At 69.8% G+C, this 24,791-nt stretch carries 24 protein-coding genes; 12 read left to right on the forward strand and 12 right to left on the reverse strand.

From position 1 onward, the window contains the following. Positions 1–22: 22 nt before the first annotated feature. On the reverse strand, positions 23–808 hold the full coding sequence (locus tag ACFVDI_RS14435) for a hypothetical protein (RefSeq protein WP_378906068.1): 786 nt from the start codon (positions 806–808) through the stop codon (positions 23–25). Positions 809–978: 170 nt separating this feature from the next. Here ACFVDI_RS14435 and ftsH point away from each other — a divergent pair, with 170 nt between their 5' ends. The 10 genes from ftsH to ACFVDI_RS14485 all read left to right on the forward strand — a co-directional run bounded on the left by ftsH (position 979) and on the right by ACFVDI_RS14485 (position 10,245). Continuing rightward, entirely contained in the window at positions 979–3,018 is a 2,040-nt protein-coding gene (gene ftsH, locus ACFVDI_RS14440) for an ATP-dependent zinc metalloprotease FtsH (protein ID WP_378906070.1), read from the forward strand. A 10-nt stretch (positions 3,019–3,028) separates the two neighbouring features. Beyond that, positions 3,029–3,667, forward strand: coding sequence for a GTP cyclohydrolase I FolE (gene folE, locus ACFVDI_RS14445; RefSeq protein ID WP_378906072.1), 639 nt, complete (start codon positions 3,029–3,031; stop codon positions 3,665–3,667). A gap of 132 nt (positions 3,668–3,799) precedes the next feature. Further along, complete coding sequence (gene folP / locus ACFVDI_RS14450; RefSeq protein WP_378906196.1) at positions 3,800–4,606, forward strand: dihydropteroate synthase; 807 nt, start codon at positions 3,800–3,802, stop codon at positions 4,604–4,606. After that, the gene (folB, locus tag ACFVDI_RS14455; protein ID WP_165109446.1) at positions 4,603–4,983 is read left to right on the forward strand and encodes a dihydroneopterin aldolase; all 381 of its coding nucleotides are present in this window, start codon (positions 4,603–4,605) and stop codon (positions 4,981–4,983) included. The genes folP and folB overlap by 4 nt, the downstream gene beginning before the upstream one ends. Further along, positions 4,980–5,546: a 2-amino-4-hydroxy-6-hydroxymethyldihydropteridine diphosphokinase gene (gene folK, locus ACFVDI_RS14460; protein ID WP_378906075.1), complete on the forward strand. Its 567-nt coding sequence runs from the start codon at positions 4,980–4,982 to the stop codon at positions 5,544–5,546. Before folB ends, folK begins: the two co-directional genes overlap by 4 nt. A gap of 82 nt (positions 5,547–5,628) precedes the next feature. Continuing rightward, positions 5,629–6,066, forward strand: coding sequence for a DUF3180 domain-containing protein (locus ACFVDI_RS14465; RefSeq protein WP_378906077.1), 438 nt, complete (start codon positions 5,629–5,631; stop codon positions 6,064–6,066). Positions 6,067–6,081: 15 nt separating this feature from the next. Continuing rightward, the gene (locus ACFVDI_RS14470; protein WP_378906079.1) at positions 6,082–6,675 is read left to right on the forward strand and encodes a hypothetical protein; all 594 of its coding nucleotides are present in this window, start codon (positions 6,082–6,084) and stop codon (positions 6,673–6,675) included. Positions 6,676–6,900: 225 nt separating this feature from the next. Further along, positions 6,901–7,581, forward strand: coding sequence for a hypothetical protein (locus ACFVDI_RS14475; protein WP_378906081.1), 681 nt, complete (start codon positions 6,901–6,903; stop codon positions 7,579–7,581). Next, positions 7,572–7,946, forward strand: a complete 375-nt coding sequence (locus ACFVDI_RS14480; RefSeq protein WP_378906083.1) for a hypothetical protein — start codon at positions 7,572–7,574, stop codon at positions 7,944–7,946. Before ACFVDI_RS14475 ends, ACFVDI_RS14480 begins: the two co-directional genes overlap by 10 nt. A gap of 4 nt (positions 7,947–7,950) precedes the next feature. Beyond that, a complete protein-coding gene (locus ACFVDI_RS14485) occupies positions 7,951–10,245 on the forward strand; it encodes a glycosyltransferase (RefSeq protein WP_378906085.1) in 2,295 nt (764 codons plus the stop codon). Positions 10,246–10,272: 27 nt separating this feature from the next. Here ACFVDI_RS14485 and ACFVDI_RS14490 read toward each other — a convergent pair whose 3' ends face one another. The 5 genes from ACFVDI_RS14490 to ACFVDI_RS14510 are packed head-to-tail and all read right to left on the reverse strand — an operon-like array spanning position 10,273 to position 15,537. Continuing rightward, positions 10,273–11,901 carry a hypothetical protein gene (locus tag ACFVDI_RS14490; protein ID WP_378906087.1) on the reverse strand — a complete coding sequence of 543 codons (1,629 nt, stop codon included), beginning with the start codon at positions 11,899–11,901 and terminating at the stop codon, positions 10,273–10,275. Further along, positions 11,898–12,737, reverse strand: a complete 840-nt coding sequence (locus ACFVDI_RS14495) for a hypothetical protein (protein ID WP_378906089.1) — start codon at positions 12,735–12,737, stop codon at positions 11,898–11,900. Before ACFVDI_RS14495 ends, ACFVDI_RS14490 begins: the two co-directional genes overlap by 4 nt. A 3-nt stretch (positions 12,738–12,740) precedes the next feature. Continuing rightward, on the reverse strand, positions 12,741–13,526 hold the full coding sequence (locus ACFVDI_RS14500; protein ID WP_378906091.1) for a class I SAM-dependent methyltransferase: 786 nt from the start codon (positions 13,524–13,526) through the stop codon (positions 12,741–12,743). Continuing rightward, entirely contained in the window at positions 13,523–14,542 is a 1,020-nt protein-coding gene (locus ACFVDI_RS14505) for an NAD-dependent epimerase/dehydratase family protein (protein WP_378906093.1), read from the reverse strand. The genes ACFVDI_RS14500 and ACFVDI_RS14505 overlap by 4 nt, the downstream gene beginning before the upstream one ends. Further along, positions 14,539–15,537 (reverse strand): glycosyltransferase, encoded by a 999-nt coding sequence (locus ACFVDI_RS14510; RefSeq protein WP_378906095.1) that lies wholly within the window; start codon positions 15,535–15,537, stop codon positions 14,539–14,541. Before ACFVDI_RS14510 ends, ACFVDI_RS14505 begins: the two co-directional genes overlap by 4 nt. A gap of 74 nt (positions 15,538–15,611) precedes the next feature. On the opposite strand from ACFVDI_RS14510, the gene ACFVDI_RS14515 reads away from it, so the two are divergent. Then, positions 15,612–17,924, forward strand: coding sequence for a hypothetical protein (locus ACFVDI_RS14515; RefSeq protein ID WP_378906097.1), 2,313 nt, complete (start codon positions 15,612–15,614; stop codon positions 17,922–17,924). A gap of 8 nt (positions 17,925–17,932) precedes the next feature. On the opposite strand, the gene ACFVDI_RS14520 is transcribed toward ACFVDI_RS14515, so the two are convergent. The 4 genes from ACFVDI_RS14520 to pseB all read right to left on the reverse strand — a co-directional run bounded on the left by ACFVDI_RS14520 (position 17,933) and on the right by pseB (position 22,024). Beyond that, positions 17,933–19,081 carry a hypothetical protein gene (locus tag ACFVDI_RS14520; RefSeq protein WP_378906099.1) on the reverse strand — a complete coding sequence of 383 codons (1,149 nt, stop codon included), beginning with the start codon at positions 19,079–19,081 and terminating at the stop codon, positions 17,933–17,935. Positions 19,082–19,158: 77 nt separating this feature from the next. Continuing rightward, positions 19,159–19,881: a cytidylyltransferase domain-containing protein gene (locus ACFVDI_RS14525; protein ID WP_378906101.1), complete on the reverse strand. Its 723-nt coding sequence runs from the start codon at positions 19,879–19,881 to the stop codon at positions 19,159–19,161. Further along, complete coding sequence (locus tag ACFVDI_RS14530; RefSeq protein WP_378906103.1) at positions 19,878–20,999, reverse strand: DegT/DnrJ/EryC1/StrS family aminotransferase; 1,122 nt, start codon at positions 20,997–20,999, stop codon at positions 19,878–19,880. Before ACFVDI_RS14530 ends, ACFVDI_RS14525 begins: the two co-directional genes overlap by 4 nt. Positions 21,000–21,001: 2 nt before the next feature. After that, positions 21,002–22,024, reverse strand: coding sequence for a UDP-N-acetylglucosamine 4,6-dehydratase (inverting) (gene pseB, locus ACFVDI_RS14535; protein WP_378906105.1), 1,023 nt, complete (start codon positions 22,022–22,024; stop codon positions 21,002–21,004). A gap of 114 nt (positions 22,025–22,138) precedes the next feature. On the opposite strand from pseB, the gene ACFVDI_RS14540 reads away from it, so the two are divergent. Next, a complete protein-coding gene (locus ACFVDI_RS14540) occupies positions 22,139–23,197 on the forward strand; it encodes a PseG/SpsG family protein (protein ID WP_378906107.1) in 1,059 nt (352 codons plus the stop codon). On the opposite strand, the gene pseI is transcribed toward ACFVDI_RS14540, so the two are convergent. Continuing rightward, positions 23,194–24,249: a pseudaminic acid synthase gene (gene pseI, locus ACFVDI_RS14545; protein ID WP_378906109.1), complete on the reverse strand. Its 1,056-nt coding sequence runs from the start codon at positions 24,247–24,249 to the stop codon at positions 23,194–23,196. The genes ACFVDI_RS14540 and pseI overlap by 4 nt on opposite strands. Then, entirely contained in the window at positions 24,249–24,785 is a 537-nt protein-coding gene (locus ACFVDI_RS14550; protein WP_378906111.1) for a GNAT family N-acetyltransferase, read from the reverse strand. The genes pseI and ACFVDI_RS14550 overlap by 1 nt, the downstream gene beginning before the upstream one ends. Between the last annotated feature and the right edge of the window lie 6 nt (positions 24,786–24,791).

Genomic DNA, 24,791 nt, shown 5'->3' on the forward strand with positions numbered 1-24,791 from the left:
AAGCAATAGGCGCAGCTGAGCCTCAGCGGGCCGGACGCACGCTGGCGATGACCTTCGCCAGCGCTGCGTCCGGGTTCGACCCCTCGGCGCCCCGGTCGGCGACGACCACGAAGAGCGCCTGGCCCGAGGGCTTGGGCACCGACACCACGGTCACCTCGATGGCGGGCACCGGGCAGCTCTGGCTGAGCGGTACGGCCCTCGCGGTCACCGCGGTGGCGGCGGTGCGGCCGCCGTCGACCTCTACCGTCCGCGGCTCACCGAGCGATCCGGTCGGGTTGCTGCCGCCGTCGTCCTGGGCGGCCGCCTTGGCCCAGTGCATCGCGGTGGCCTCGATCGTACCCTTGTCGGAGATCGAGCCGGGGGTGACGAAACCGACCAGGGTGTGCCAGTTGCCGTCGCACCAGTCGTCGCCGTAGATGGCGACGCCGTGCATGAGCGCGGTGACCTCGCCGGTGGGGGACTCGAACCCGGCGAGCGTGTCCGGACCCGGCTCCCAGTCCGGAGGTACGTCGTAGGTCATCCGGTCCTTCGCCGAGGTCACCGGTTGCCAGGTCCCGTCCGGGACCGGCGCGGGAGCGACCGGCGCCGGTGGGGGTGCGCTCGGTGAGCTCGTGGACGGGGTGGCCGACGGCGAGGCCGGCGGAACGCGTACGTCATCGGACCCCTGCGCCACGAGCCGCCAGGCGACCGCGCCCGCAGCCACGACGAGGACGACCAGGAGCACGATCAGTGCCCCGACGATGATCACGGCGAGACGGCTGCCGGAGGCGCTGGTGGGACCCGCTGTCGAGGCTTTACTTTCGGCCATGTCGACACACTAGGTCGGTTTCGCCCGGCTACCTCGCTGGATCGCCGCTTTCGCTGATGGCAGAACCGCTCAGGTGGGTTCGGGCACGATTTGGCGTGTACCGTCGTTCTAAATGACGAGCACGCTCCCCGGCGTGCGGTGTCTGACCCCGTAACGGTTGAAAGAAGCCTGTGAAGCGCATATTCAAAGGTCCCTGGCTGTGGATCATCCTGGCAGTGCTCGGTGTGATCCTGGCGCTGCAGTACCTGGCCCCTCGTAACGGCGGTGACGAGATCACCACCAGCGAGCTGACTGAATACATTCAGAACGACCAGGTCAAGGAGATCACGTTCGTCGACGGCGACCAGGAGATCAAGGCGACCCTGACCAAGGACGCCCGCAAGGGCAGCGCCGAGGTCACCACGTCGTGGGTCGACGGCGACCAGGAAGCGCTCATCGAGATGGTGCGCAAGACCGAGGCCGAGGGTGACAACCTCAAGGAGTTCAACTCCGAGGTGGCCAAGCCCTCCGTGCTCGGCTCGATCCTGAGCTTCCTGCTTCCGTTCGTCCTGATCATCGTGCTGTTCCTGTTCCTGATGAACTCGGTCCAGGGTGGCGGCGGCCGCGGGGTCATGCAGTTCGCCAAGTCCAAGGCGAAGCTGATCACCAAGGACATGCCGAAGACGACGTTCGCCGACGTCGCCGGTGCGGACGAGGCGGTCGAGGAGCTCCAGGAGATCAAGGAGTTCCTGCAGGAGCCGGCCAAGTTCCAGGCTGTCGGCGCCAAGATCCCCAAGGGCGTGCTGCTCTACGGCCAGCCCGGAACCGGTAAGACCCTGCTCGCGCGAGCCGTCGCGGGCGAGGCCGGGGTGCCGTTCTACTCGATCTCCGGCTCGGACTTCGTCGAGATGTTCGTCGGTGTCGGTGCGAGCCGTGTCCGTGACCTGTTCGAGCAGGCCAAGGAGAACGCTCCCGCCATCGTCTTCATCGACGAGATCGACGCCGTCGGCCGTCACCGCGGCGCCGGCATGGGCGGTGGCCACGACGAGCGTGAGCAGACGCTCAACCAGCTCCTCGTGGAGATGGACGGCTTCGACGTACGCGGCGGGGTGATCCTGATCGCGGCGACCAACCGTCCCGACGTGCTCGACCCGGCGCTGCTGCGCCCGGGCCGTTTCGACCGTCAGATCCAGGTGGACGCGCCCGACCTCGCCGGTCGCGAGAAGATCCTCCAGGTCCACGCCCGCGGCAAGCCGCTGGCCGGCGACATCGACCTCGACTCGGTGGCTCGCCGCACCCCTGGCTTCTCCGGTGCCGACCTGGCCAACGTGCTCAACGAGGCTGCGCTGCTGACCGCGCGCAGCGACCAGAAGCTGATCACCAACAAGGCCCTCGACGAGGCCATCGACCGCGTGATCGCGGGCCCGCAGAAGCGTACGCGCCTGATGAGCGAGCAGGAGAAGCTCATCACCGCCTACCACGAGGGTGGCCACGCGCTGGTCGCCGCGGCGCTGCCGGGTCCGGACGTGGTCCAGAAGATCACCATCCTTCCGCGCGGCAAGGCGCTGGGCTACAACCTGGTCATGCCCGACGACGATCAATACAGCCAGACCCGCTCGTCGATGCTCAACAAGCTCTCCTACATGCTCGGTGGCCGTGCCGCGGAGGAGCTCATCTTCCACGACCCGACCACGGGTGCCGGCAACGACATCGAGAAGGCGACCAACCTCGCCCGCGCGATGGTCACCCAGTTCGGTATGACCGAGCGCCTGGGTGCGATCAAGCTCGGGGAGTCCAACGGCGAGCCGTTCCTGGGGCGCGACATCGGCCACCAGCGCAACTACTCCGAGGAGATCGCGGCCATCGTCGATGACGAGACCAAGAAGCTCCTCGCGACCGCTCACCAGGAGGCCTTCGACATCCTCGAGGAGAACCGGGACGTCCTCGACAACCTGGTCCTGCAGCTGCTGGAGAAGGAGACGCTCTCCAAGCAGGAGGTCGCCGAGATCTTCGAGCCGCTGCGTCGCCGCGACCCGCGTCCGGCCTGGACCGGCTCCGACACCCGCCGCCCCTCGGACCGCCCCGCGGTCGAGATCCCGCAGTGGATCGTCGAGCGCGACAAGGCAGCGGTTGCCAAGGCGATTCGTTCCGCCTCTCAGAAGTCCGCCAACGGTGTCGACCTCGGCAAGCCGACCGAGGCCGGCTCGCCCGAGGCGACCCCGCCTGCCTGATACGGAACACATGTCCGAGACCTTCGATGATGTAGCGCCCGTCCACGTCCCCGAGCGGGACGTGGCGGACGTTCCTCCATTCGACCAGAAGCGGGCCGAGGCGGCCGTGCGCGAGCTGCTCTACGCGATCGGGGAGGACCCCGACCGCGAGGGACTGCTCGACACCCCCGCTCGGGTCGCCCGTGCCTACAAAGAGGTGACCCGCGGGCTCCACCAGGAGCCCAAGGACGTGCTCACCACGACCTTCGACCTCGGCCACGACGAGATGGTCCTGGTCCGCGACATCGAGCTGTGGTCGATGTGCGAGCACCACCTGGTGCCGTTCACCGGCGTCGCCCATGTCGGCTACATCCCAGCCGAGTCCGGCAAGATCACCGGCCTCTCCAAGCTCGCCCGGCTCGTCGACGTCTACGCGAAGCGACCGCAGGTGCAGGAGCGTCTCACCACCCAGGTGGCCGACGCTCTCACCGAGATCCTCGAGGCCCGCGGCGTGATCGTGGTGATCGAGGCCGAGCACCTGTGCATGACGATGCGCGGCGTCAAGAAGGCCGGCGCCCGCACGATCACCAGTGCCGTACGCGGCACGATGCGCTCCAACGCCACCACCCGGGCCGAGGCGATGGCCCTGATCCGGGGCGGGACCCGGTAGGTGTCCTGGGGCGCGGAACGCGCTGGGTAGGGTCGTCCCTGTGAACGAGCGCCAGCGAGTGAGCCATGAAGTCATCACGCGGCCGCGTCCGTATTCTGGCGCTTGCGCTACGGAGGTGGCCGCGTGAAGGTCATGGGGATCGTCAACGTCACGCCCGACTCGTTCAGCGACGGGGGACGGTTCTTCGCGACCGATGATGCGGTGGCCCATGGCCATGAGCTGCTGGAGCAGGGTGCGGATCTGCTCGACATCGGCGGTGAGTCGACCCGTCCGGGTGCGACCAGGCCGTTGGTGGCCGACGAGCTGGCCCGGGTGGTGCCGGTCATCGAGACGCTGGCTGCCGAGGGCGCGACGCTCTCGGTCGACACGATGCGCCCGGAGGTCGCGGCGGCGGCGGTGAAGGCCGGGGCGAAGATCATCAACGACGTCTCGGGCGGCCTGGCCGACCCGGGGATCCTGAAGGTGGCGGCCGAGCACGGTGCGACGTACGTCGTGATGCACTGGCGCGCGCACGGCGCGGAGATGCAGCACGAGGACCATCTCGTCTACGCCGACGGCGTGGTCGCCACGGTCAAGCAGGAGCTGGAGCAGCGGATCGAGGCGGCGCGTGCCGCGGGGATCCAGGACGACAACATCGTGATCGACCCCGGCCTGGGCTTCTCCAAGACGGCCGACGACAACTGGCGGCTGCTGGCGGGGGTGGAGGAGTTCCACGAGCTCGGCTTCCCGGTGCTCATCGGGGCGAGCCGCAAGACGTTCCTGGGCCACCTGCTGGCCGCCCCCGATGGCACGCTCCGTCCCGTGACCGAGCGGGAGAGCGCCCACGACGCGATCACCGTCTTCCTGGCGCAACGCGGTGTCTGGGCGACACGTGTTCATGACGTACGTGCCGCGAAGGACACCCTCGCGGCGGCAGTGAGATTGGGAAGTATCGGATGAACATTGAGGAACCAGCCGACGAAATCCAGATCCTCGGTCTGGAGTGCTACGGACACCACGGGGTGTTCGACTTCGAGCGCCGTGAGGGGCAGAAGTTCATCATCGACCTGGTCATCGGCACCGATTCCCGCAAGGCGGCGGCGACGGACGACTTGCAAGACACCGTGGATTACGGAAGTCTCGCGATGGCGGTCAAAACCAATGTTGAGCGCGACCCGGTGGACCTCATCGAAACGCTTGCCCAGCGGATCGCGGACATTTGCCTTGCAGACATCCGCGCACTTTGGGTACGTGTTACGGTTCACAAACCGGGGGCGCCTATCGAAGCGACGTTCAAAGACGTCACCCTGACGATCACCCGGAGGCAGAGCACGTGACAGAAGTACCCAACCCGCACATCATCGACGCCGACACGCTCACCGGGGAGATGCGGCCGATCCGGCGGGCGGTGCTGTCCTTGGGCTCCAATCTCGGTGACCGGTTGGCAAACCTGCAGGACGCGTTGAACACGCTCGCCGAGACCCCGGACGTCTGGGTGACGACGATCTCGCCGGTGTACGAGACCGAGCCGGTCAACTCTCCCGAGGGTTCCGACCTCTACCTCAACGCGATCGTGCTGGCCGACACCACTCTCACCCCGGCGCGCCTGCTCGACCGGGCGCTCACCATCGAGGACGCCTACGGTCGCTCGCGCAGCGGCATCTTCAACGAGCCGCGCACGCTCGACATCGACGTGATCTCGGTGGGCGACAAGATCCTCGAGGAGGAGTCGCTGACCCTGCCGCACCCACGTGCCCACCAGCGCGCCTTCGTGCTGAAGCCGTGGCTGGACCTGGAGCCCGCCGCCGACCTTCCGGGCGTCGGTCCCATCTCCGAGCTGCTCGAGCAGTCCGACCAGACCGGCATCACCCGCCGCGACGATCTCGTCCTCGAGCTCTGAGCCGGATCTGAGCACGGCACCGGAGGACCCCGACCAGGGTCCGGAGAAGGATCCCGCTGACGACGAGCGCCGGCTCCGCCCGATGTCGGGCGGAGCGATCACGGCGTGGGCCGTCATCGGAATCGTCGGTGGCTGGCTGGCCCATCCCGTGCTGGAGTCCTGGCGCGGGGTCGCCCCGGTCGTCACCTGGGCGCAGCCGTTGGTGCTGCTGCTGATCGCGGGCGCCCTGGGCGTGACCGCCTGGATCACCCACCGCCAGCTGCAGGTACGCGGCGAGCGGATCGAGGCGCACCAGGCGGTCAACCGGCTCGTGCTCGCCCGCGCCTGCGCCCTGGTAGGCGCGCTCCTCGCCGGGGGCTATCTCGGCTACGCGGTGAGCTGGCTGGGCTACGACGCCAGCACGGCCGCGGGCGAGCGACTGGTTCGCTCGGCCCTGGCGGCCGTCGCCGGGATCGCCATCGTGATCGCCTCGCGACTCCTCGAACACGCGTGCCGGGTCCGCAAACCGGATGAAAACTAGCCGTACCGTGGAAGCATGCCTTCCCCATCCGCAACTTCAGTCACACGCAGGCGTCAGCGCAGCACACGCCTGACGGTCGCTGTAGCACTGCTGGCGCTGGCCGCCATCACGATCACCGCCGCGGTGGCCTCCGGGTCCTGGCTGGTCGTCGTGCTCGCTGCCGTTCTCGGGCTCGCCTGTGGCGCTGCCGCTACCAAGATCACCCATTCCGAGCTCCTCCAGACCCGCCGCGACTGGGCGCGTGACCGCGCCGAACAGGCTCAGGCCTACCGCGTCGAGTCCGAGAAACGCGCCGAGGAGAATGCCGAGTTCCGCGCGCACATGGGCGCCAAGCTCGCCGACCGCGTCCAGGCCGTCGAGGAGCTTGAGGCCGCCCTGGCCGCTGCTCATCAGCGTGCCGCCGAAGCTGTCCGCCGCCGCGGTGAGGAGGCCCGCCGGGCCGCCCAGGCCGAGCTCCGCGGTGAGCAGCTCGAGGCCCGTCTCCAGGCGGTCGAGGCCGATGCCGCCGAGGCGGCGATCCGGGTCGCCGAGCTCGAGTCCGAGCTGGACGCCGTGCGCGCCGAGCTGGAGGCCGAGCGCAGCAGCTGGACCGGGGCTCAGTCCGCCTGACCGGCGCATGGCACACAGATGTACAGATGGTGACGAAGCGCCAACATCATCATCGCGACCTGCGTCGGCACGCGTGAAAGTACGCCGCGATGCCGAAATCGATACTCGGCCGGGTAACTGTCGAGGGGCTCGCTCGTTATGATTTTTCCGAACGGGTAACGCGACCGTCGCGTCTCCGCGCTCTGCGATGAGGCTGCGACACGGGTCGTTGGAAAGGGGAATCCGGTGACCTTGATCGCCGAACGGGCAGTCACGATCACTGAAGGCCTCGCCTACCTACGCGACCTGATGGCCACCTACGCGAAGAGGTCGTCGGTGACCTCGGTCGCGGTGCTCGGGAATGCGCCCCTGGGGCCCAGCGACGAACGCGCCCAGGCGATCGACGACTCCGACCTGGTCATCCGGGTCAACAGTTTCGTGCTGGATGTCCCCGGAGAGCCGCGCTGCCAGGGGTCGCGGGCCGACGTCGTGATCTGGAACCGGATCACCCGCCCGACGCGGTTCACCTTCGACCGCTACCGCGAGCGCCTCTACCTCCTCGCCGAGCCGATGCGCTTCCACGGCCGCCCCGAGGTGTGGCCGATGTCCTGGCCGACGGATCTGGGCTTCGTACCTCTCCCCAACGCGGAGGTGCTTCCTCGTATCGGCGACGAGCTCGACATCCCCTGGCGCACCGAGCGGCTCGCACCGACCACCGGCTTCACGGCCGCGTGGCTGGCGGTCAACCTGTTCCCGGAGGCCGACATCCGGATGTCAGGGTTCTCGTTCATCGACAATCCCGGCCAGACCGAGTGGGTCTACCAGGTCGGTGGGTCGTCGCCGGTGGCACCGGAGCACCGGATCGAGGCAGAGGCGCGTGTGATGACTGACTGGCTCAAGGAGGAACGGGTATCTCTATGGCGTTGAAGCGACTGCGCGGCGAGGTCATCAAGAAGGTCCGGTCCGCTGCCGACGCCGAGGAGTCGCGGGCCATCATCGAGGAGCTGCGCGCGATCACCGATCGGCAGCGCGAGCGCATCGCGGACCTCGAGCGTGAGCTGGCCCGGGTCAGCCCGCAGGTCGCTGCTCTCGAGGCGCGTCTGGAGACCCTGCGCGACACCGTCGAGCGGGGCAACATCGCGACCACCGCTGCGGCGGGCGGCGACGTCGACACCGCCTCGATCTGGGCCGAGATCCAGCGCCAGCAGGAGCAGGTGCGCGCCCGCATCACCGCAGCCATGCGTTTCGAGGAGAGGTTGCGACGGCTCGAGGACGGGAACCGCGTTGGCTGAGAGCGTGTCGCAGGCTGCGCTGAGTATCGTCATCCCGTTCCACAACGTGGCGCCCTACTTCCAGACCTGCTTGGAGTCGCTTCGGACCCAGACCTTCTCGGACTTCGAGGTGGTCATGGTCGACGACGCGTCCGACGACGGCTCCGCGGAGATCGCGGATCGGTTCGCCTCGAGCGATCCCCGATTCCGGGTGGTCCGCTCGGCGAAGGTCGGTGTCGGTGTTGCGCGCAACATCGGCGTCGAGAACAGTCACGGCGACCTGCTTGCCTTCGTCGACGCCGACGACTACGTGCCGGAGTACGCCTACGAGCTCATGACCGACACGCTGGCCGAGACGGGGTCGGACTTCGTCGCGGGCAACGCTCGCCGCTTCGACTCGGTGTCGGTGTGGCAGTCGTGGTCCCACCGTCGTCCGTTCGTCACCGCCCGCAGGGCGACGCACTGCAGTCGCACCCACATCCTGGGCATCGACCGCTACATCTGGAACAAGGTCTACCGGCGCGACTTCTGGGACGCCGCCGGCCTCAGCTACCCGGACATGCTCTACGAGGACTATCCGGTTGCCCTGGCCGCGCACATCCGCGCCCGTCAGGTCGACATCCTCGCCGACCCCGTCTACTACTGGCGCCAGCGCGACGGTGGCGAGGCGTCGATCACCCAGAGCCACTGGCATCTCGACAACCTCGAGGACCGCGTACGTTCGGCCGAGATGCTCTTCGAGATGGTCGAGGAGCAGGCCCCCTACCTCGCCGACCTGGTGAAGTCGCATCTCACGGCGACGGACGTCCAGGTGCTCGCCCGATCCATCGAGGACCATCCGGCCGACGAGGCCGGACGCATCTTCGACCTCGCCGCGCGCTACCTGGCACGGATCGACGATCAGATCCTCGATCGTCAGGGCCCGTTCGAGCGACTGGTGTTCGACCTGCTGCGGCGCCGTCAGCGGGACGCGCTGACGGCGTTGACCCGCTATCGGGCCACGAACGGCACCCAGGCTCCGCTCGCCCGTCGGCGGGACGGTTGGTACGCGAGGCTCCCCTCCTTCGAGGACGCCGCGGTCGGCGTCCCCGACTCGGTGTTCCGCCTGGCTCCTGCCTACATGAAGGCCAAGGCCGTGGCGACCGAGGCGTGGTGGAGCGGCTCCCGGATCGAGGTCCGGATCAACATCGGTGCCAACACCCTCGCGCTCGCACCCCGAACCCGCTTCAAGGTGTGGCTGGAGAGCCCTGCCGGTGTCAGGGTTCCGGTGGATCATGTCGCTCGACCACGGGCGATCGCGTTCGGGCAGGTGGACAGGTCCACGCTCGAGCTGAGCATCGATCCGTCACAGCTGGCGGGCGATCGCCAGTGGCGCCTCATGATCGGGATCCGCAACCGCGATCTCCGCGACGTGATCCAGGTGACGACGTCGGGCGACGGCCGTGAGCGCTGGCAGGGCTGGCGGCGCATCGGCAACCGCTGGTGTCGCCCGGGACGCCTCCCCGGGGGCTTCGGGGTCACCGTTCGCGATCTTCCGGACGCGTGGGTCGATCACGCCACGGACCTCGGCGACGAGATCGAGATCCGCGGCGCGTTCCGTGGCGCTCCTCCTGCGAGTGCGGAGCTGACCCTCACCGGCCGCGGTGGCTCGGAGACGACCCACCCGTTGACGATCGGCGAGCGGGGCGAGCGGGGCATCACCCCGTGGCGGGTGACGGTGTCCGTCGGCGCCGTTCTCGAGCGGTCCGGGCTGGACATGCCCATGGAGGAGATCGTGCCGACCCGGGTGAAGCTGACCCGGAAGGGACGTACGTCCCCGCTACCCGTGCACCCGGACTTCCTCGGGTCTCGATCTCTGATGAAGGGGCGCGCGGTGAACGCGACCCGCGACCCGAACGGCTCCTTCGTCATCACCGCGACGCCCGACCGTCCCGTGGTCCACGACGCCTGGTGGCAGGGCGAGGATCTCATCCTGCGTGGTCCGGACGGTCCCCGCCTGGCGTCGGCCGGTGCGGTGCTCCGCACCTGGCCGACCCCGGAGAAGCCCCTCGACGTCTCCCTGGACGTGGCCGACCGTGACGGGGTCTTCCTGATCACCGTGCCCGCGGGTGCGTTGCGGAGCACGGCGGTCGAGCACGGTGCCTGCGAGACGACGATGTGGTCGCTGCTGGACGGCCGCGAGCACAAGCCGGTCGTCGTGGCCCGTGAGCTCAGCGAGCGGGTGCCCCAGCCCGCCGCGGCCGAGGCGGCGAAGCTCGAGTTCGGCTGGTCGGACGAGATCCACCTGCGGCTCGCGCCGGCCACGCCCGTCGACGCGTGACCGGCTGACGCCTGCTGGAGCCAAGCCCTAGCGCCTGGCCATGCGTCGGATCGCGGCGCGGACCCTTCTGAGCAGTCGGGCCGCACGCCGGGCCCCGGGGACGCGTCCGACGCCGGCACGCGCCCGTCCGGGGACGGCCGTTGCGCGCCGGGCGACTCGGTTCACGGAGGACGCCTGCCGAGCGCTCAGCTGCTCCTCGAGCTCCTTGATGCGGCTGTTCAGTGAGGTGACGTCGCGCCGGGCTGCCGTGCGGACCTCGTGGGTCATCGTCTGACGCTGACGCATCTGCTGCTTGAACCAGGTCACCTGGCCACGCAGCGCCTCGTTCTCGTCCATCAGCTTCTTCAGCTCGCCCGGGTCGGCGTCCGGCGTCGTCCGAGGGTCTGCGACCACGGGGGTCATGCCGGTGGAGGAGAGCGCGGACTCGCGCTGCTGACGTACGCGGCGGACCTCCGCCGGAGTCACCGCGAGGTCGAGAGTCGCCGCGAGCAGGACGGTGAGCTCGTCCCGGCCGCGACCGGCCGGCCAGGGGTGACGCCAGCCGGCCACACAGATGTAGGCGGCGAGCTCGTCCAGCAGCCCCACGAGGATCTCGTCGGCGGACTCGGCGAGCTTCACCGTCGACTCGTGGACAGGGACGACGCGGTCCGCGTCGAGGCCGATCTCGTCGACCTGAAGACCGCACCAGAGCTCGGGGGCGCCGGCCACGGCGTCGTGCAGCCGGCGTACGTGACGGCGAAGGGCCGCCGCGTCCCGGCGGGCCGAGTCGCGCATCGCTTCGAGCAGCCAGGACCGGTCGGCAGCCGTCCAGGACGTCTCCTCACCCGTCCGGTCGACACCGAGGACGGTCGGGGTCGAGTTGAGGCCCCGGGTGACCAGCCAGCCGCCGGCAGCCGCCGCGGTCCCCAACGCGTCCAGCGCCTGACCCAGCGCCGGCTGGACCTCGCGCAGCGTGGGGGTGTCGGAGGGGCGGCCGTGAGCGATCGCGAGCGCCACCGAGCAGACGTCGGGAGCTGCGGCCAAGGATGGCGAATCGACGTCGGGCCACAGGGTGTATCCGCGACCCGCGAACCGTGCGCTCGCGTCCGTGAGGCTCGCCGGGTTCCCGCGATCGTGGACGGGGAACGACCAGTCGGCGTTCTCGTCGGATGCCTCCGGGGTGACGGCCCTGAGCTGGGCGAGCGGCGATCCCGGGTTGGGGACGACCACGGCCAGGCGGGAGTCGCCCGGTGCGATGCCGGCGAGGTGCTCGCAGAGCGCGCGCCAGTCCGCCGGATCGGCGTCGATCGTCGCGACCCGGCCGAGCCCGTCCAGCGCGAGCACGGCGTCGACGGGCCGGTCGGGGATCCACGCCCGCAGATCACCGCAGACGACGTCGACGGACCTGGCGGCGTAGCGCTCGGCGACGAGCTCGGCATCGGCATGCGTGCGGAGGACGACGGTCGTCGTCACGGCCCGGTCGACGACCGCATCGAGCAGGTCGAGGTCGTGCGGGCCGACGACGAGCAGGTGCGCCGCGCCGCTCGCCGTCGCCACCGCGAACCGGGTCAGGACCGGTCCGCGGGGGAGCGGACGGGTGCCGGCCATGTCGGACCAGTCGTACATGTCACCGGAGACGACGCTGTAGCCGGCGACCTTCGTGTCGATGTCGTTCATGCAGTGATCTCCCATCCGAAGAGCGCGCGCAGCTCGGCAGGCGACGCCATCGCATCCAGCCCGAGCTCGCGCACGGTCGTGGCGCGTACTTCCTCTGCGTCGGTCTCCACCCCGTGGAACTCGGGGAACAGACGCCTGGCCTGCTCGTTCCCGTCCCGGACGCTGGCGTCCCGGACGTCGGCGAAGGTCATCGGGTCACCGTAGACCGCGACCTCGGAACCGACCGACGCACCGTAGAAGATCGCCGTGGTCAGCCGGTTCGACGCGACCCGGCGGTGCCGGATCTGCTCCGCGTACTGCTTGTGGAGGAAGCGGATGTCCGTGCCTTGGCGCAGCGTGCCTCGCTTGCCGTGACAGATGACCCGGAAGCCGGCGTCCTCGTAGCGGCGGCGGATCTCCGGCATGTCGTACTCGATCCAGTAGAGACAGACGGTCACCGGGCCGTCCTCGGTGTCGCGGATCTCCGCGATCAGCCGGTCGTGATCACCGCTGACCTCACCGTGGTCCCAGGTGTGGAACGGGTAGAAGATCGTGCCCTCGCGCTCGTCGGCCGGGGGAATGGGCTCGACGTCCTTCTTGAGTTCGAGCAGGTAGTTCCACGGGGCGCCGATCACGGCGTAGTCGCGCCAGCCGGCCGCCTGACCGCGGCGCAGGTTCGCGTGGGACCAGACGAACTTGGGGAAGCCGTAGGGCGGCGCGTGGCCAGGGCCGAAGCCGTGCAGAAGGTTCCAGCCGTGCTGGAGCACTCCCCAGATCGGGCGCGGCTCCTCGAAGGAGAGGCCGCAGTACTCCGAGAGGATGTGCGCGTGCCCGTACCAGTGATTGCTCGTGTCCAAGTCTCAGTCTCCGAGATCTAGCGAACGGATTCGGTCGGTCTTGACCGCCACCACGAGCACCGAGGACCCGAACGGCAGATCGAGCCGGGGCAACAGGCGCTCGTCGATGCGGGTGGCGCCGAGCAGGACCTTCTCGACCGTGGGGGAGACCTCGGGGAGCGGTGCGACGCCGCCGTCGGGAAGCTGCCGGGCGCCGGCCGGACCGCGCTCCTGGAACCGGGTGACCAGGCGCTGGGCGGCGAACATCGGAAACGTCCCTGCGAAGCCGTACGTCGCTCGCACGGGTGACAGTCCGGCTGCCCTGACCGCCGCCACCGCCCGCCGCCGGGTGTAGCGCCGGTGGTGGTGGTTGTGGTCGTCGTGGCTGGTCCAGGCCCAGTTGTACGCCGGCACGGACATCAGCAGGCGGCCGCCGGGGGCGAGGACGCGCTGGATCTCGGCGAGGGCGGTGGCCTCGGGATCGCAGTGCTCGATGACGTCGAAGGCCGCGACCACGTCGAAGGAGGCGTCGGCGAAGGGCAGTCCGGTCGCGGAGCCGCACACGCCGCCGTCGGCGAGGCCACGCGGGTCGACGTCCAGCGAGACGTGGTGCTCGGCGGTGCCTCGGAGCCAGGTGACGCTCGGCCCGTCGGCGCTGCCGACGTCGAGCAGGCGACGCGGGGTCCCGACGTACGGCTTCATGACGGTCTCGAGGATCCGGGTGCGCGCCCGGTACCACCAGTAGTCGCTCTGGGCGATCGAGGGAGAGCCGCCGGACCTGGTGCCCAGCAGCATGCCCGTTTCGGTCATCGGATGGAGACCTCGCTCACGTGGGTCGACTGATGTTTGTGGCCGGGGGCGGAGGTAGCAGCAGCGTAGGCCAGTGCGATCTCGTCGGCGATGCGACGCACGCCGACGGCGAAGGGTGTCTGCGTCCGTTGGTCGAGCTCGGGCCACACGACGCTGCGGACGCGCAGATCGCGTACCTGGCCGGGAGCGCCGGCGCCCGGGATGCGCAGCCGCGCCCGTCGTCTGAAGACCCGGTTGGTCTCTCCGATCACAGCCGAGAGGGTCACCCCGGTGCCGGTGGCCAAGATCTTGACGACAGCGTTCGATCCGGTCCGCTGGACCTGCTCGTCGAGGCCGTCGAGGGCATCGACGACCATCTCGGCGCAGTCGCCGACGTAGAGATAGTCGCGGATGGTGTCGAAGGAGACCCAGACCGGCAGCGGCGTGCCGCGCAGCTGAGCCAGACACAGCTGGGAGACGAGGCCCTGGGGCTTGGAGAGCTTCTGGCCGGGCCCGTAGAGGTTGGTGATCCGGCCGAGAAGCGCCACGGAGCCGGTCTCGTCGCAGAACGCGGTCAGAGCCTCCTCCATGGCCAGCTTGGCCGTGCCGTACGCCACCAGCGGGCGAGGCTCGGAGAGCTCGGTGAACGGCGGATCGGCCGAGCCGGCGTAGACGCCGCCGGCGGAGGACGCGAAGAAGAACGCCAGCCGAACGGTGGGTCGTAGAGCCGGGCGGAGGTCGTCGAGTACGTCGCGGAAGAGGGACACCTCGGCCTCGAGCTCGTCCGCCGGGGTGGCCACGAACCCCGCGCCGGCACACCAGGCGATGTTGACGCGGCCGTCTGGCGCGGAGTCGAGGAAGGCGGCGAGCTCGGACCTCAGGACGGCGCGAGCGGCCACCGGGTCGTGCCATGGGACGCTCGTCGTACGCACGGACGCGCCCGAGCGCTCGAAGGCGGTGCGTACGTGGCGGCCGAGCAGGCCCCCACCACCGACGACGAGCGTGGGCGGTCGGGACGGATATCGCGCGCCGGTCACTCGGGGCGACCGGGTCGGGGGCCCTCGCGAAGCGGGCCGTTCGCGGGGTCGCTGACGATGACGTAGAGCGGCTTGCCCATGGCCATGTTGACGGAGACACCGAGGTATTCGGCGATCACGCCCAGCGTGAGCATGATGGCGCCGGAGCAGACCAGCACGGCGGCCATCAACGAGGTCCAGCCCTGGACCGGGACCCCGCCGGCGAGACGAGCGACGACCAGCGCGACCGCGAGAACGATGCCGGAGGCAGCGAGCAGGGCTCCGCAGATGCTGACCGCACGCAGCAGCCGGGTGCCGCCGGTGAGCACCATCCGCCAGAAGTGCGACATCAAGGAGCGGTAGTTGTAGCCGGAGGGCCGCTCACCCTCCTCGCGCAGCTCCACCGGGCAGGTCGCCACGTCCGAGATCACCCAGCTCAGGGCGACGTCGAGGTAGACCCCGTTGGCGGCGTAGGCGGACACGCTCCGGCCGTACTCGCCGAGGATCAGGCGGAAGCTGTTGAACTGCCGGGCGCTTCCCCCGGGCATCAGGCGGTCGATGACGACCTTCGAGCCGCGTGAGGTCAGGTTGCGCAGCGGACCGTGGGGCGCGGCGTTGGTGGGGCGGGCGTAGACCAGGGCGGCCCGCTCCCGCAGCGCGGTGTCGAGCATCGGCCGGATGTAGGCCGGGTCGTGCTGGCCGTCCTCGTCCATGGTGACGATCCAGTCCGATCCCGACGAGGCCAGGCCGGCGAGGGTCGCGGCGTGCTGGCCGAAGTTGCGGCTCAGCCAGATCGGCCGAACGATGTCGTACTTCTCCGCGAGCTGTCGCATGGCGAGATCGGAGGCGTCCGGGCCGTGGTCGTGGACCAGGAGGATCTCGGTGACCCGCCCCTGTTGCCCGTCCGGGGTGACGAACGGCTCGGCGAGGTCGACGATCTCGCTCACCACGTCCGGAAGCGTCTCGGCGCCCCGGTAGACCGGGATGACGACGGAGACGGTGTGGGTGAGGGACATCGCCTAGGAAAATAGCGCATTCGGAGGGTCTTGGGTGTACTCCATGTAGGCGTTTTGTTGGCATGATCGCCCGCGTGACTGCAGACCCGGCAACCGTGGGCGTCGCACCTGACGCACAGCCATCCTCGGACCGCACGCTCTCGGGCAGTGTGCGCCCGGGAGCCGCCTGGTCAGGTCTGCTCCCCGGGGTGCTCGTCGTGGGCGTGACCCTCGTCCTCGCGATGGTCGTGGCCGGCGTCGCTCTCGGCGACGCCCTGCTCTTCACCGGGTACGTCCTGGCGTTCCTCACCTTCCCCGGCACGGTGGTGTGGCGAGCGGTCGCGAAGCCGGGGCCGGGCCTCGGCAACGACCTGGTGCTCGGCACCATCCTCGGGCTCGTCCTCGAGGCCCCGCTCTACGTGCTGCTGCGCGCGACCGACCTCACCTCGCTGATCTACGGCTACCCGGTCGCGGTGCTCGTCGTGACGCTGGTCGTCGTCCGGCGCCGTCGACGGGTCGGTCCGGTCGTGGTCGGACCGGCGCACCTGTGGTCGTGGGCCGGTGCGGCGGTGGCGGGCGTACAGGTTCTTCTGGTCACGAAGCAGATGTGGACCTACCGACCCCTCGACGCGTTGCGGGCGCCGTACGTCGACGAGCCCTTCCACCTCGCCATCGCCGGCGACCTGCTGCATCACTTCCCCGGCCAGATGCCGTGGGTCGAGGGCACCCCGCTCTTCTACCACTGGCTGGTCTACGTCCACCTGGCGTCGGCGGCGACGGTCACCCACATCGAGCTCATCGTGCTCCTGCGCAGCCTGTCGATCGCGTTGCTCGTGCTGCTCACCGTCGGAGGAGCGTACGCCGCGGCCACACGTCTCACGGGACGGAAGTGGACCGGGTTCGTCGCTGCCCTCGTCCTCGCCCTGGGTGCCACTCCGGACTTCTTCGGCTGGACCAGCCTGGTCAGTCCTGCGCAGCTCGCCCTCGACTCCGTCACCCGCGCGTTCTACAGCCCGACGCACGCTTTCGTGATGCCGCTCCAGATGGTCCTGATGGTGCTGGTCGTCGAGATGATCCGGCGTGAGCGGTGGCGATGGCGGCCGTGGCTGCTGACGGTGGTCGTCATGGTCGCGGTGGCCGGCGCGAAGTCGTCCGCCCTGCCGACGGTCATCGCCGGTCTGCTCCTCGCGCTCGTGGTCGCGGCCGTGCTGCGCCGCAGGCATACGGTCCGCACTCTCGCGGTCCTGTTCGGCTCGGCCGTCGCTGTCTTCCTGGTCGCGCAGCAGGTGTTCTACGGCGGCGGCACCCGGGCGACGACGATCGATCTCAACGGGAGCACCGTCCAACGGCTGGGCATCCTGATGCTGCCCGAGGGGGAGACGCTCCCCGGGTCCGCGCCGGTGTCGATCTGGATCTGCTTCACCGTCGGGTTCGTCCTCGGTGCCGTGCCGCTGATCATCGGCCTGGTGCGCGGCGGCTGGCGCCGCCCCGACCTCGTGTTCCTGATCGGCCCATGGGCCGCCGGGGCCGGGGCGTTGATGGTCCTGAGCCACCCGGCGCTGAGCCAGGCCTACTTCCTCCTGGGCGCCGCCGGGTTCTTCGCCGTGGCGACCGCCGTCGCGCTCTCGGACCTCCTCCCGGTCGACCTGTCGCGGCGCGACGGGGTGCGGATCATCGGCTGCGCCGCTCTGGGTTGGCTCGCGCTCGTGGCCGTGAGGCTGATCATGGGCGGCAAGATGCCCGCCACCGGCTCGGTCTTCACGCCGACGTTGCTGACCCAGCTCGCCGTCGGGCTGCTGGTGCTGGCGGTGGCCGTCGGCGCGGTGCTCGTCTACGCCAAGCGCGCCGCGATCGCGGCGATCCCGTCGGTCGTGGCGCTGATGCTGGGAGTCGTCCTCGCCGGTGCACCGCAGACCGCCGCGCTCGCGGTGGCCGGCCCCTGGCTCTCCCGGGCTCCCGCCACGGACATCATCGGCCCGGGTGGGATCGCCGCCGCACGGTTCGTCCGCCAGCACTCGCAGCCGGACGAGCTGATCGCGACCAACGCCCACTGCATCGGGCTGCCCGTGCCCGACTGCGACCGCAGGAACTTCTGGATCGCGGGGTACGCCGAGCGCCGGGTCCTGGTGGAGGGCTGGGCCTACATCGACCCGCTCGTGGTCGGGCAGCCGTCGACCGACCTCAACAACTCGGCCTACCTGCCCTTCTGGGACCCGGAGCTGCTCGAGGCCAACGACGCGGCGATCACGCGTCCGTCACCGGAGACGATCGGCAGGCTGCGCGACGAGCACGGGGTCGACTGGCTCGTCGTCGATCGCCGTTATCAGGCCGACCTCCCCGGCATCCGCCGCGAGCTCGGCCAGCCGCGCTTCAAGGGCGGGCTCTACTCCGTGTTCGACCTGCGCTGAGGTCCGAATCAACGGCGCAGGAGGGCGCGGAGCCGTTCCCGTCGTGAGGGCGGGGTCGCCTCCCGGCGCCGGGCCCGGGCCTCCTCGACCTCCTGCTGGATCTCCTCGGGCATCGTGTGCAGCCCCTGCATGACCAGCTTCACGACCTGCATCACCTCGTCGCCCGGGATCTCGGCGTAGTCGCCGATGTTGTAGGCGGGGAAGTTGCTCTGCTCGATCATCTCGGTGAAGGCGAAGCCGCCGAGCTTGCCGATGAGGAGGTTGTCCTCGCGGTAGTCGTCGAGAAGCTCCTGGCGGAACTCGGGGGTCATGTAGACCGCGCTGGTGTCGTTCCAGCCGAGCTGGGTGGCCTTGGTGACGAACTCGCCCCGGAGGATCTGGATCCACCGCAAGCGGGTGGCCTTCCAGGAGTCGGCGCCCCGGAGCCGGCCCCGCATCGGTGCGGCCGCCACGATCGGAGCCATGTGCCGTGCGGTCTCGACGGTCCGCCAGCCGGACCCGACGTTGCTCGACGCGGCGCCGGTGCCCTTGATCGGGAGCTCGCAGGTGCTGAGGAAGTCCGTGACGGCGTTGCCGTCGCGCAGCTCCTTGCGGATGAACGGGCGCAGCCGGAGATCGACGTCCGGGATGGCAGTGGTGATGGTCTCCGCGAACTGTCCGTAGTGGAGGAAGCTCATGTCGAGCGGCGACCACTCACGGAAGTCCTCGAAGGGCAGATCGACCAGCTCGGCGTGCTCGGGTCGCATCACCATCAGCCGCTCGACGTAGAACGCGTTGTAGAACGTGGCCTGGTCGCGGACGTAGTGGACCCAGCGGACCTGCGCGCCCGCCTGGCGCGCGTAGTCGCCGATCGCGCTGATGTGCTCGGGCTGGAGCAGCGAGAACGACTCGCACGAGATCACCGTGGTCTCGGCGCTGCCGGAGGCGATCGACTCGACGAGCTGCTCCCAGGTGCCGAGAGCCGGCATGAAGAGCACCTCGCCGACCAGCTGGGAGTAGAGGTTCTGGTGCTGGATGCTGTGCTCGCCGCGGCCGATCGTCGGATAGGCCACCTCGGGCGGGAGGTTCCCCTCCCTGCTGGCGCGGGCTAGGAAGGACTGGATCGCCGTGCTCCCGGTCTTGAAGGTGCCGGAATGGACGATCAGAGTCTTCTGCATGCAACGCTCCAAATGTCGCTGCTGGGATGGGGTGCGGCGCGACGTCCCGCGTGGTCACGAATCCTACTGGCCGAGGCTCACTGGCCGAGCTTCTTCTGCTCGATCTGAGCGTTGATCCCGACCAGCTCGGGATGGGCCTCCAGGAGCGTGACGAGGCCGGCGGCGTCGAGACGATGCGCGTCGTGCTCCTCGATGAGGATCCGCAGGAGCTGCATGTCCTCGGGGGTGTCGAGCGTGATCCGGTACGCCGAGGCGTCCCGCTCCCACGGCAGGTTGAGCTTGGGCCGGGCATCGTCGGTGTAGAGCCACGGGGTGACGTGCTCGCGGTGGGGAGTCTCGGTGGCGAGCCGGTCTGCCTCCAACAGCGCCTCGGCGGAGAAGACCTCGAAGTCGAGCCCGCGTGGGTAGGTGCGCTCCAGGGCGTTGCTGGCATAGAGCGTGGGGTCGCCGGCGGCGGCCCAGGCGTCCACCCCGCGGCGTACGACATCGCCGTCGATCAGGGGGCAGTCGCTGGTCACCCGGACGACGACGTCGGGCTCGAACTCTCGCACCGCCAGGGCGAAGCGGGACAGCACGTCGTGCTCGCTGCCCCGGACCACCCCGGCGCCGAGCTTGTCGGCCAGGACGGCGACCGGGTCGTCGTCGAGGTTGGTGGTCGTCGCGACGACCACCGGGAGTCCGGCCGCGGTGAGCCGGGCGAGGTGATGCTCGAGCATCGTGACGCCCGCGGCCTCCCGCAGCACCTTGCCGGGAAGGCGGGTGCTGGTCATCCGTGCCTGGGTGATGACGGCGGTCTTCACAGGATGCCGATCAGGGTCTCGACGACCTGGTCGACCTGGTCGTCGGTCAGGTCGGGGTACAGCGGCAGGGAGAGCTCCTCGGCGTAGAACGCTTCCGCGTTCGGGCACATCCCGCGCCGGTAGCCCAGGTCCGCGTAGACCGGGTGCCAGTAGACCGGGATGTAGTTGACCTGTACGCCGATGCCGGATGCCCGCATCTTCTCGAAGACCTCGCGCCGGCGGTCCTCGAGGATGCGCACCGGATAGAGGTGCCAGGCCGGATCGACGCCCTCGCGCCGGACCGGCAGCCGCAACCCGTCCACGTCGGCGAGCGCGGCGTTGTAGCGGGCGGTGATCTCCGCCCGCCGCTGCTTGAACCCGGCCAGCCGCGCGAGCTGGGAGAGGCCGAAGGCGCACTGCAGATCGGTGAGCCGGTAGTTGAGCCCGAACTCGTGGACCTCCTGGTGCCATGGCCCCTCGTCCTCGATCCGGAACCGGTCGGCGTCACGCATCAGCCCCACGAAGTGGAACTCGTGGGCCCGCTGCGCGATCGCGGCGTTTTTCGCGACGACGGCGCCGCCCTCGCCGGTGGTGAGGTTCTTGGTCGGGAAGAACGAGAGCGTGGTCAGGTCGGCGAGGTCGCCGACCGGGCGCCCACCGGACGAGCCACCGATCGAGTGGGCCGCGTCGGCCAGCGTCAGCGCACCGACCCGGTCGGCGATCGGCTGCAGCGCGGCGTAGTCGGCCGGATGGCCGGCGTAGTCGACGGCAGCGACGACCTTGGTGCTGTCGGTGACGAGGGCATCGACGGCTGCTGGGTCGATCAGCGCTGTGTCCGGATCGACGTCGGCGAAGACGACCTTCGCGCCGAGCAGCGAGGCTCCCGAGGCGGTCGCGACGAAGGTCATCGGCGTGGTGACGACCTCGTCGCCGGCACCCACCCCTGCGGCGGCGTAGGCGATGTGGAGTGCAGCGGTGCCGGACGTGCACGAGACCGCCCGGTGCCCGCCGACCACGTCGGAGAGCGCCTCCTCGAACGCGGTGACCGTCGGCCCGGTGGTGAGCCAGTCGCCGCGCAGGATCGCCGTGACTGCCTCGATGTCCTCCTCGGAGACCGACTGGCGGCCGTACGGAAGCATGCTCAGATCCCCGACTCCAGGACCGTGCGCAGATCCTCGGCGTCGTACCAGATGTCGTTCTTGTCCGAGGCGCAGTGGAAGCCGTCGGGGACCGGCACGGCGTCCATGATCGGCTTGTAGCCCCACTGCGGGTTCTCGGGCTCGATCACGTAGTACTTCCCGTCGTGGATGCTGACCGCGCGGCGGCCCTCCTCCGGGCTGATCATCTCCTCGTGGAGCTTCTCGCCGGGGCGGAGGCCGATGTCGACGAAGGTCGCGTCGGGTGCGACCGCCTTCGCCAGGTCGACGACCTTGTGGGAGGGGATGTGCGGGACGAGCAGCTCGCCGCCCTGCATGAGCTCGAAGGTGTCGAGCACCATCTGCACCGCCTGCGGCAGCGTGATCAGGAACCGGGTGCACCGCATGTCGGTGATCCCGAGCGGCTCGCCGCGCTCGGCCATCGCCTTCCACTTCGGGATGATCGACCCGCGCGAGCCGGTCACGTTTCCGTAGCGCACCACGGAGAACCGGGTCTCGTAGGAGGCGGCGTAGTTGTTGCCGAGGATGAAGATCTTGTCGGCCGTCAGCTTGGTCGCGCCGTAGAGGTTGATCGGCGAGGAGGCCTTGTCGGTGGAGAGGGCGACGACCTTCTTCACGCCGGCGTCGATCGAGGCCTCGACGACGTTCTGCGAGCCCAGGACGTTGGTCTTGATGAACTCGAAGGGGTTGTACTCCCCGGTGTCGACCTGCTTGAGCGCCGCGGCGTGGACGACGTAGTCGACGTCGTGGAGCGCCCGGTGCAGGCGGTCGCGATCGCGGATGTCTCCGATGAACCAGCGAAGCCGCGGGTCGTTGCCGAACAGCTGACGGCACTCGTACTGCTTGAGCTCGTCGCGTGAGAAGACGATCACGCGCCGCGGGTTGAGGTGGTCGAGGACATGGCGGATGAACGCCTTTCCGAACGAGCCGGTCCCGCCGGTGACCAGGATGCTGGCGCCATCGAGAGGATGGTCGGCGGGGGACTCTCGGACTTCCGAATTCGGCACGGTCACAGGGATGCTCTCTAGTCTGGGCCTCATCTGCTGCGCCAACGATACGGCGCGCAAAAGGTGACATATGCCGTTCGCCAGAAACGGACGGATCCGGGAGGTTGCGCAGACATGTCCATGGGATCGCCCGACGACGAACGTCTCCGGGTGGCGATGGTGTGCGACGCCGGACCCGAGGTCGGGATCGGGCACGTCATGCGCTGCCTGGCGCTCGGGGAGGAGCTCGTCGCGCGCGGAATGTCTGTCGTGGTGGTCGCAGACCTCGACCGGGTGCCCTGGGCGGCCGAGCAGGTGCGGCGGCGGGGGATCGAGATCGCGTCGCCCGGCCAGGGCGATGTGCGCGACGTCCTCGCCCGCCTCGAGCCGTCGTCGGTGGTCGTGGACTCCTACCTCCTCCCGGCATCGGTCTACGCCGAGCTGCGGGAACGCTGGCCGCTGCTGGCGCTCACCGACGGCGATCCCGGCGACCGGGTCGCCGACCTCTACCTGGACCAGAACCTCGGCGCGGAGGCCTCCGCGTGGGTCCTCCCCGAGGGTGCCCGGCATCTCGGTGGGCTCGACTACGCCCAGCAGCGACGTGACATCGTCCGGCAGCGTCCGAGCGCGCCCAAGGCAGCCGCCGACGAGCACACGCCGCTGCGGGTGCTGGCGTTCTTCGGCGGCACGGACGCCTTCGGGGTCTCCCCGCGGGTCGCCCGCCTGGTCGTGCGAACCGGGATCGCCGTGGAGCTGACCGCCATCGCGGCCACCCCGGAGCTCGCCGAGGAGATCGCCGGCATCGTGCCGGCGCCGGGTCAGGCGGTCCACGTGATCGGGCAGACCGACGTCCTGGCCGAGCTCGTCGCCGACGCGGACGTGGTGCTCAGCGCCGCCGGCACCTCGGCCTGGGAGCTCTTCTGCATCGGCGCGGCGGTCGGGTTCGTCTGCGTCGCCGACAACCAGCGGGACGCGTACGTCCGGATGGACGAGGACCGGCTGGCCGTGGGCATCGCCACCCTGGCCGAGCTCGACGGCGACCCCGAGGTGGCCGTGGCCCGGATGCGTGACCTGCTGGGGGACGTACGCCTCCGGGAGCGGTTGCGCGCCGCCTGCTGGGCCACGGTCGACGGCCGAGGGCCGGCGCGCGTCGCCGACGCGCTCCTGGCCCTCGACCGGGTCAGAGCGATCTAGACCAGGTCCCAGCTGAGCGGGGTGCCGGCCGGGACGTCCTGGGTGAAGGTGCGCCCGACGACGATGTCCACGTCGCCCGGCGGCAGCCCGTCGGCGGGGCGGACGGAGCGTACGTTGTCCGGTCCGACCTTCTCCCCGGCGCGTACGTCGCGGGTGACGAAGAGCGAACGACGGAACCGCAGGCCCTCGCGCTCGGCCGACTTCGGGCCGATCCGGGCCTCGCCGAGCGCCTGCCAGGCGATCCTGGTCTCGCTGACCAGGGAGGCGAACTCGTGCGGCTCCAGGGAGAAGTCGGAGTCGACGGCACCGTCCGCGCGCGAGAGCGTGATGTGCTTCTCGATCACGCAGGCGCCGAGCGCGACGGCCGCGACCGAGGCGCCGATGCCGAGCGTGTGGTCGGAGAGGCCGACGGCGACGTCGAGCCCGTCGCGCAGCACCGGGATCCCGCGGAGGTTGGAGGCCTCCGGAGGCGCCGGGTAGGACGCCGTGCAGGCCAGCACGACGAGGTCCTCGTTGCCGGTCGCCCGTGCCGTACGCACCGCCGCGTCGATCTCGGCGAGCGTCGCCGTGCCGGTGGAGATGATCGTCGGCAGCCCGGTCTCGGCAATGGCGCGGACCAGGGGCAGGTCGGTGATCTCGGAGGAGGCCGACTTCAGCATCGGGACCCCGAGCTTCACGAGGAAGTCGACAGCTGTCGGGTCGAAGGCGGCGCTGAACGGCACCATCCCGAGCTCGCTGGCCAGGGAGAAGATCGGCTCGTGCCACTCCCACGGCGTGTGCGCCTCCTCGTAGAGCTCGTGGAGGCGGCGGTTGGGCCAGAGCGGATGGTCCGCCGAGAGCCGGAAGGCGGGGGTGTCGACGTCCAGGGTGATGGTGTCGGCGGTGTAGGTCTGGATCTTGAGCGCGTGCGCGCCGGCCTCGCCCGCGGCCCGGACGATGTCGAGCGCCCGCTCCAGGTCGCCGCCGTGGTTGCCGGACATCTCCGCGATCACGAACGGCTCGTGGCCGGGACCGATCTTCCGGTCGCCGACGGCGATCTCGTGGGTGGTCATCACTGCTCCTTGCCGGAACGTCGGGTGGGTCGGTCGTCGCGGTGCAGGCGGACCGGGATCGCGGTCACGGAGCCGCCGTCGACGGTCTGCTCGTAAGGCTCGCCCTCGGTGAACCCGAGCCGGCGGTTCATGGTGCGTACGGCCTCGTTGTGGGGGAGCACCTCGCCCTCGAGGAGGTCGATGTCGAGACCGTCCGGCTCGAGGGCGAAGGCGTACGCCACGGCCTCACGCATGATCTTGGTCCACGCCAGCAGCGCGGTGCCGTCGGCGGTGGTGCCGTCGTGGTCGAGATAGAAGCCCCAGGACGCCGACCTGGCGACGGGGTCGTGGTCGAAGAAGGTCACCACCCCGAGCGGGCGGGAGGCGTACTCGAACATCAGCACCCGCCGGGTCGGATCCTGGATGACCCGGGACCACCAGGCGGCGTGCTCCTCGGCGGTGATCACATGCTGGTTGATGCTCACCGACCGGTTCGCCTCCTGGTTGCGCCACGCGAGCATGCTCGGCAGGTCGGTGTCGGTCGCCCGTCTCAACATCGGTCT

Source organism: Nocardioides sp. NPDC057767, from assembly GCF_042798275.1.
Taxonomy (GTDB): Bacteria; Actinomycetota; Actinomycetes; order Propionibacteriales; family Nocardioidaceae; genus Nocardioides.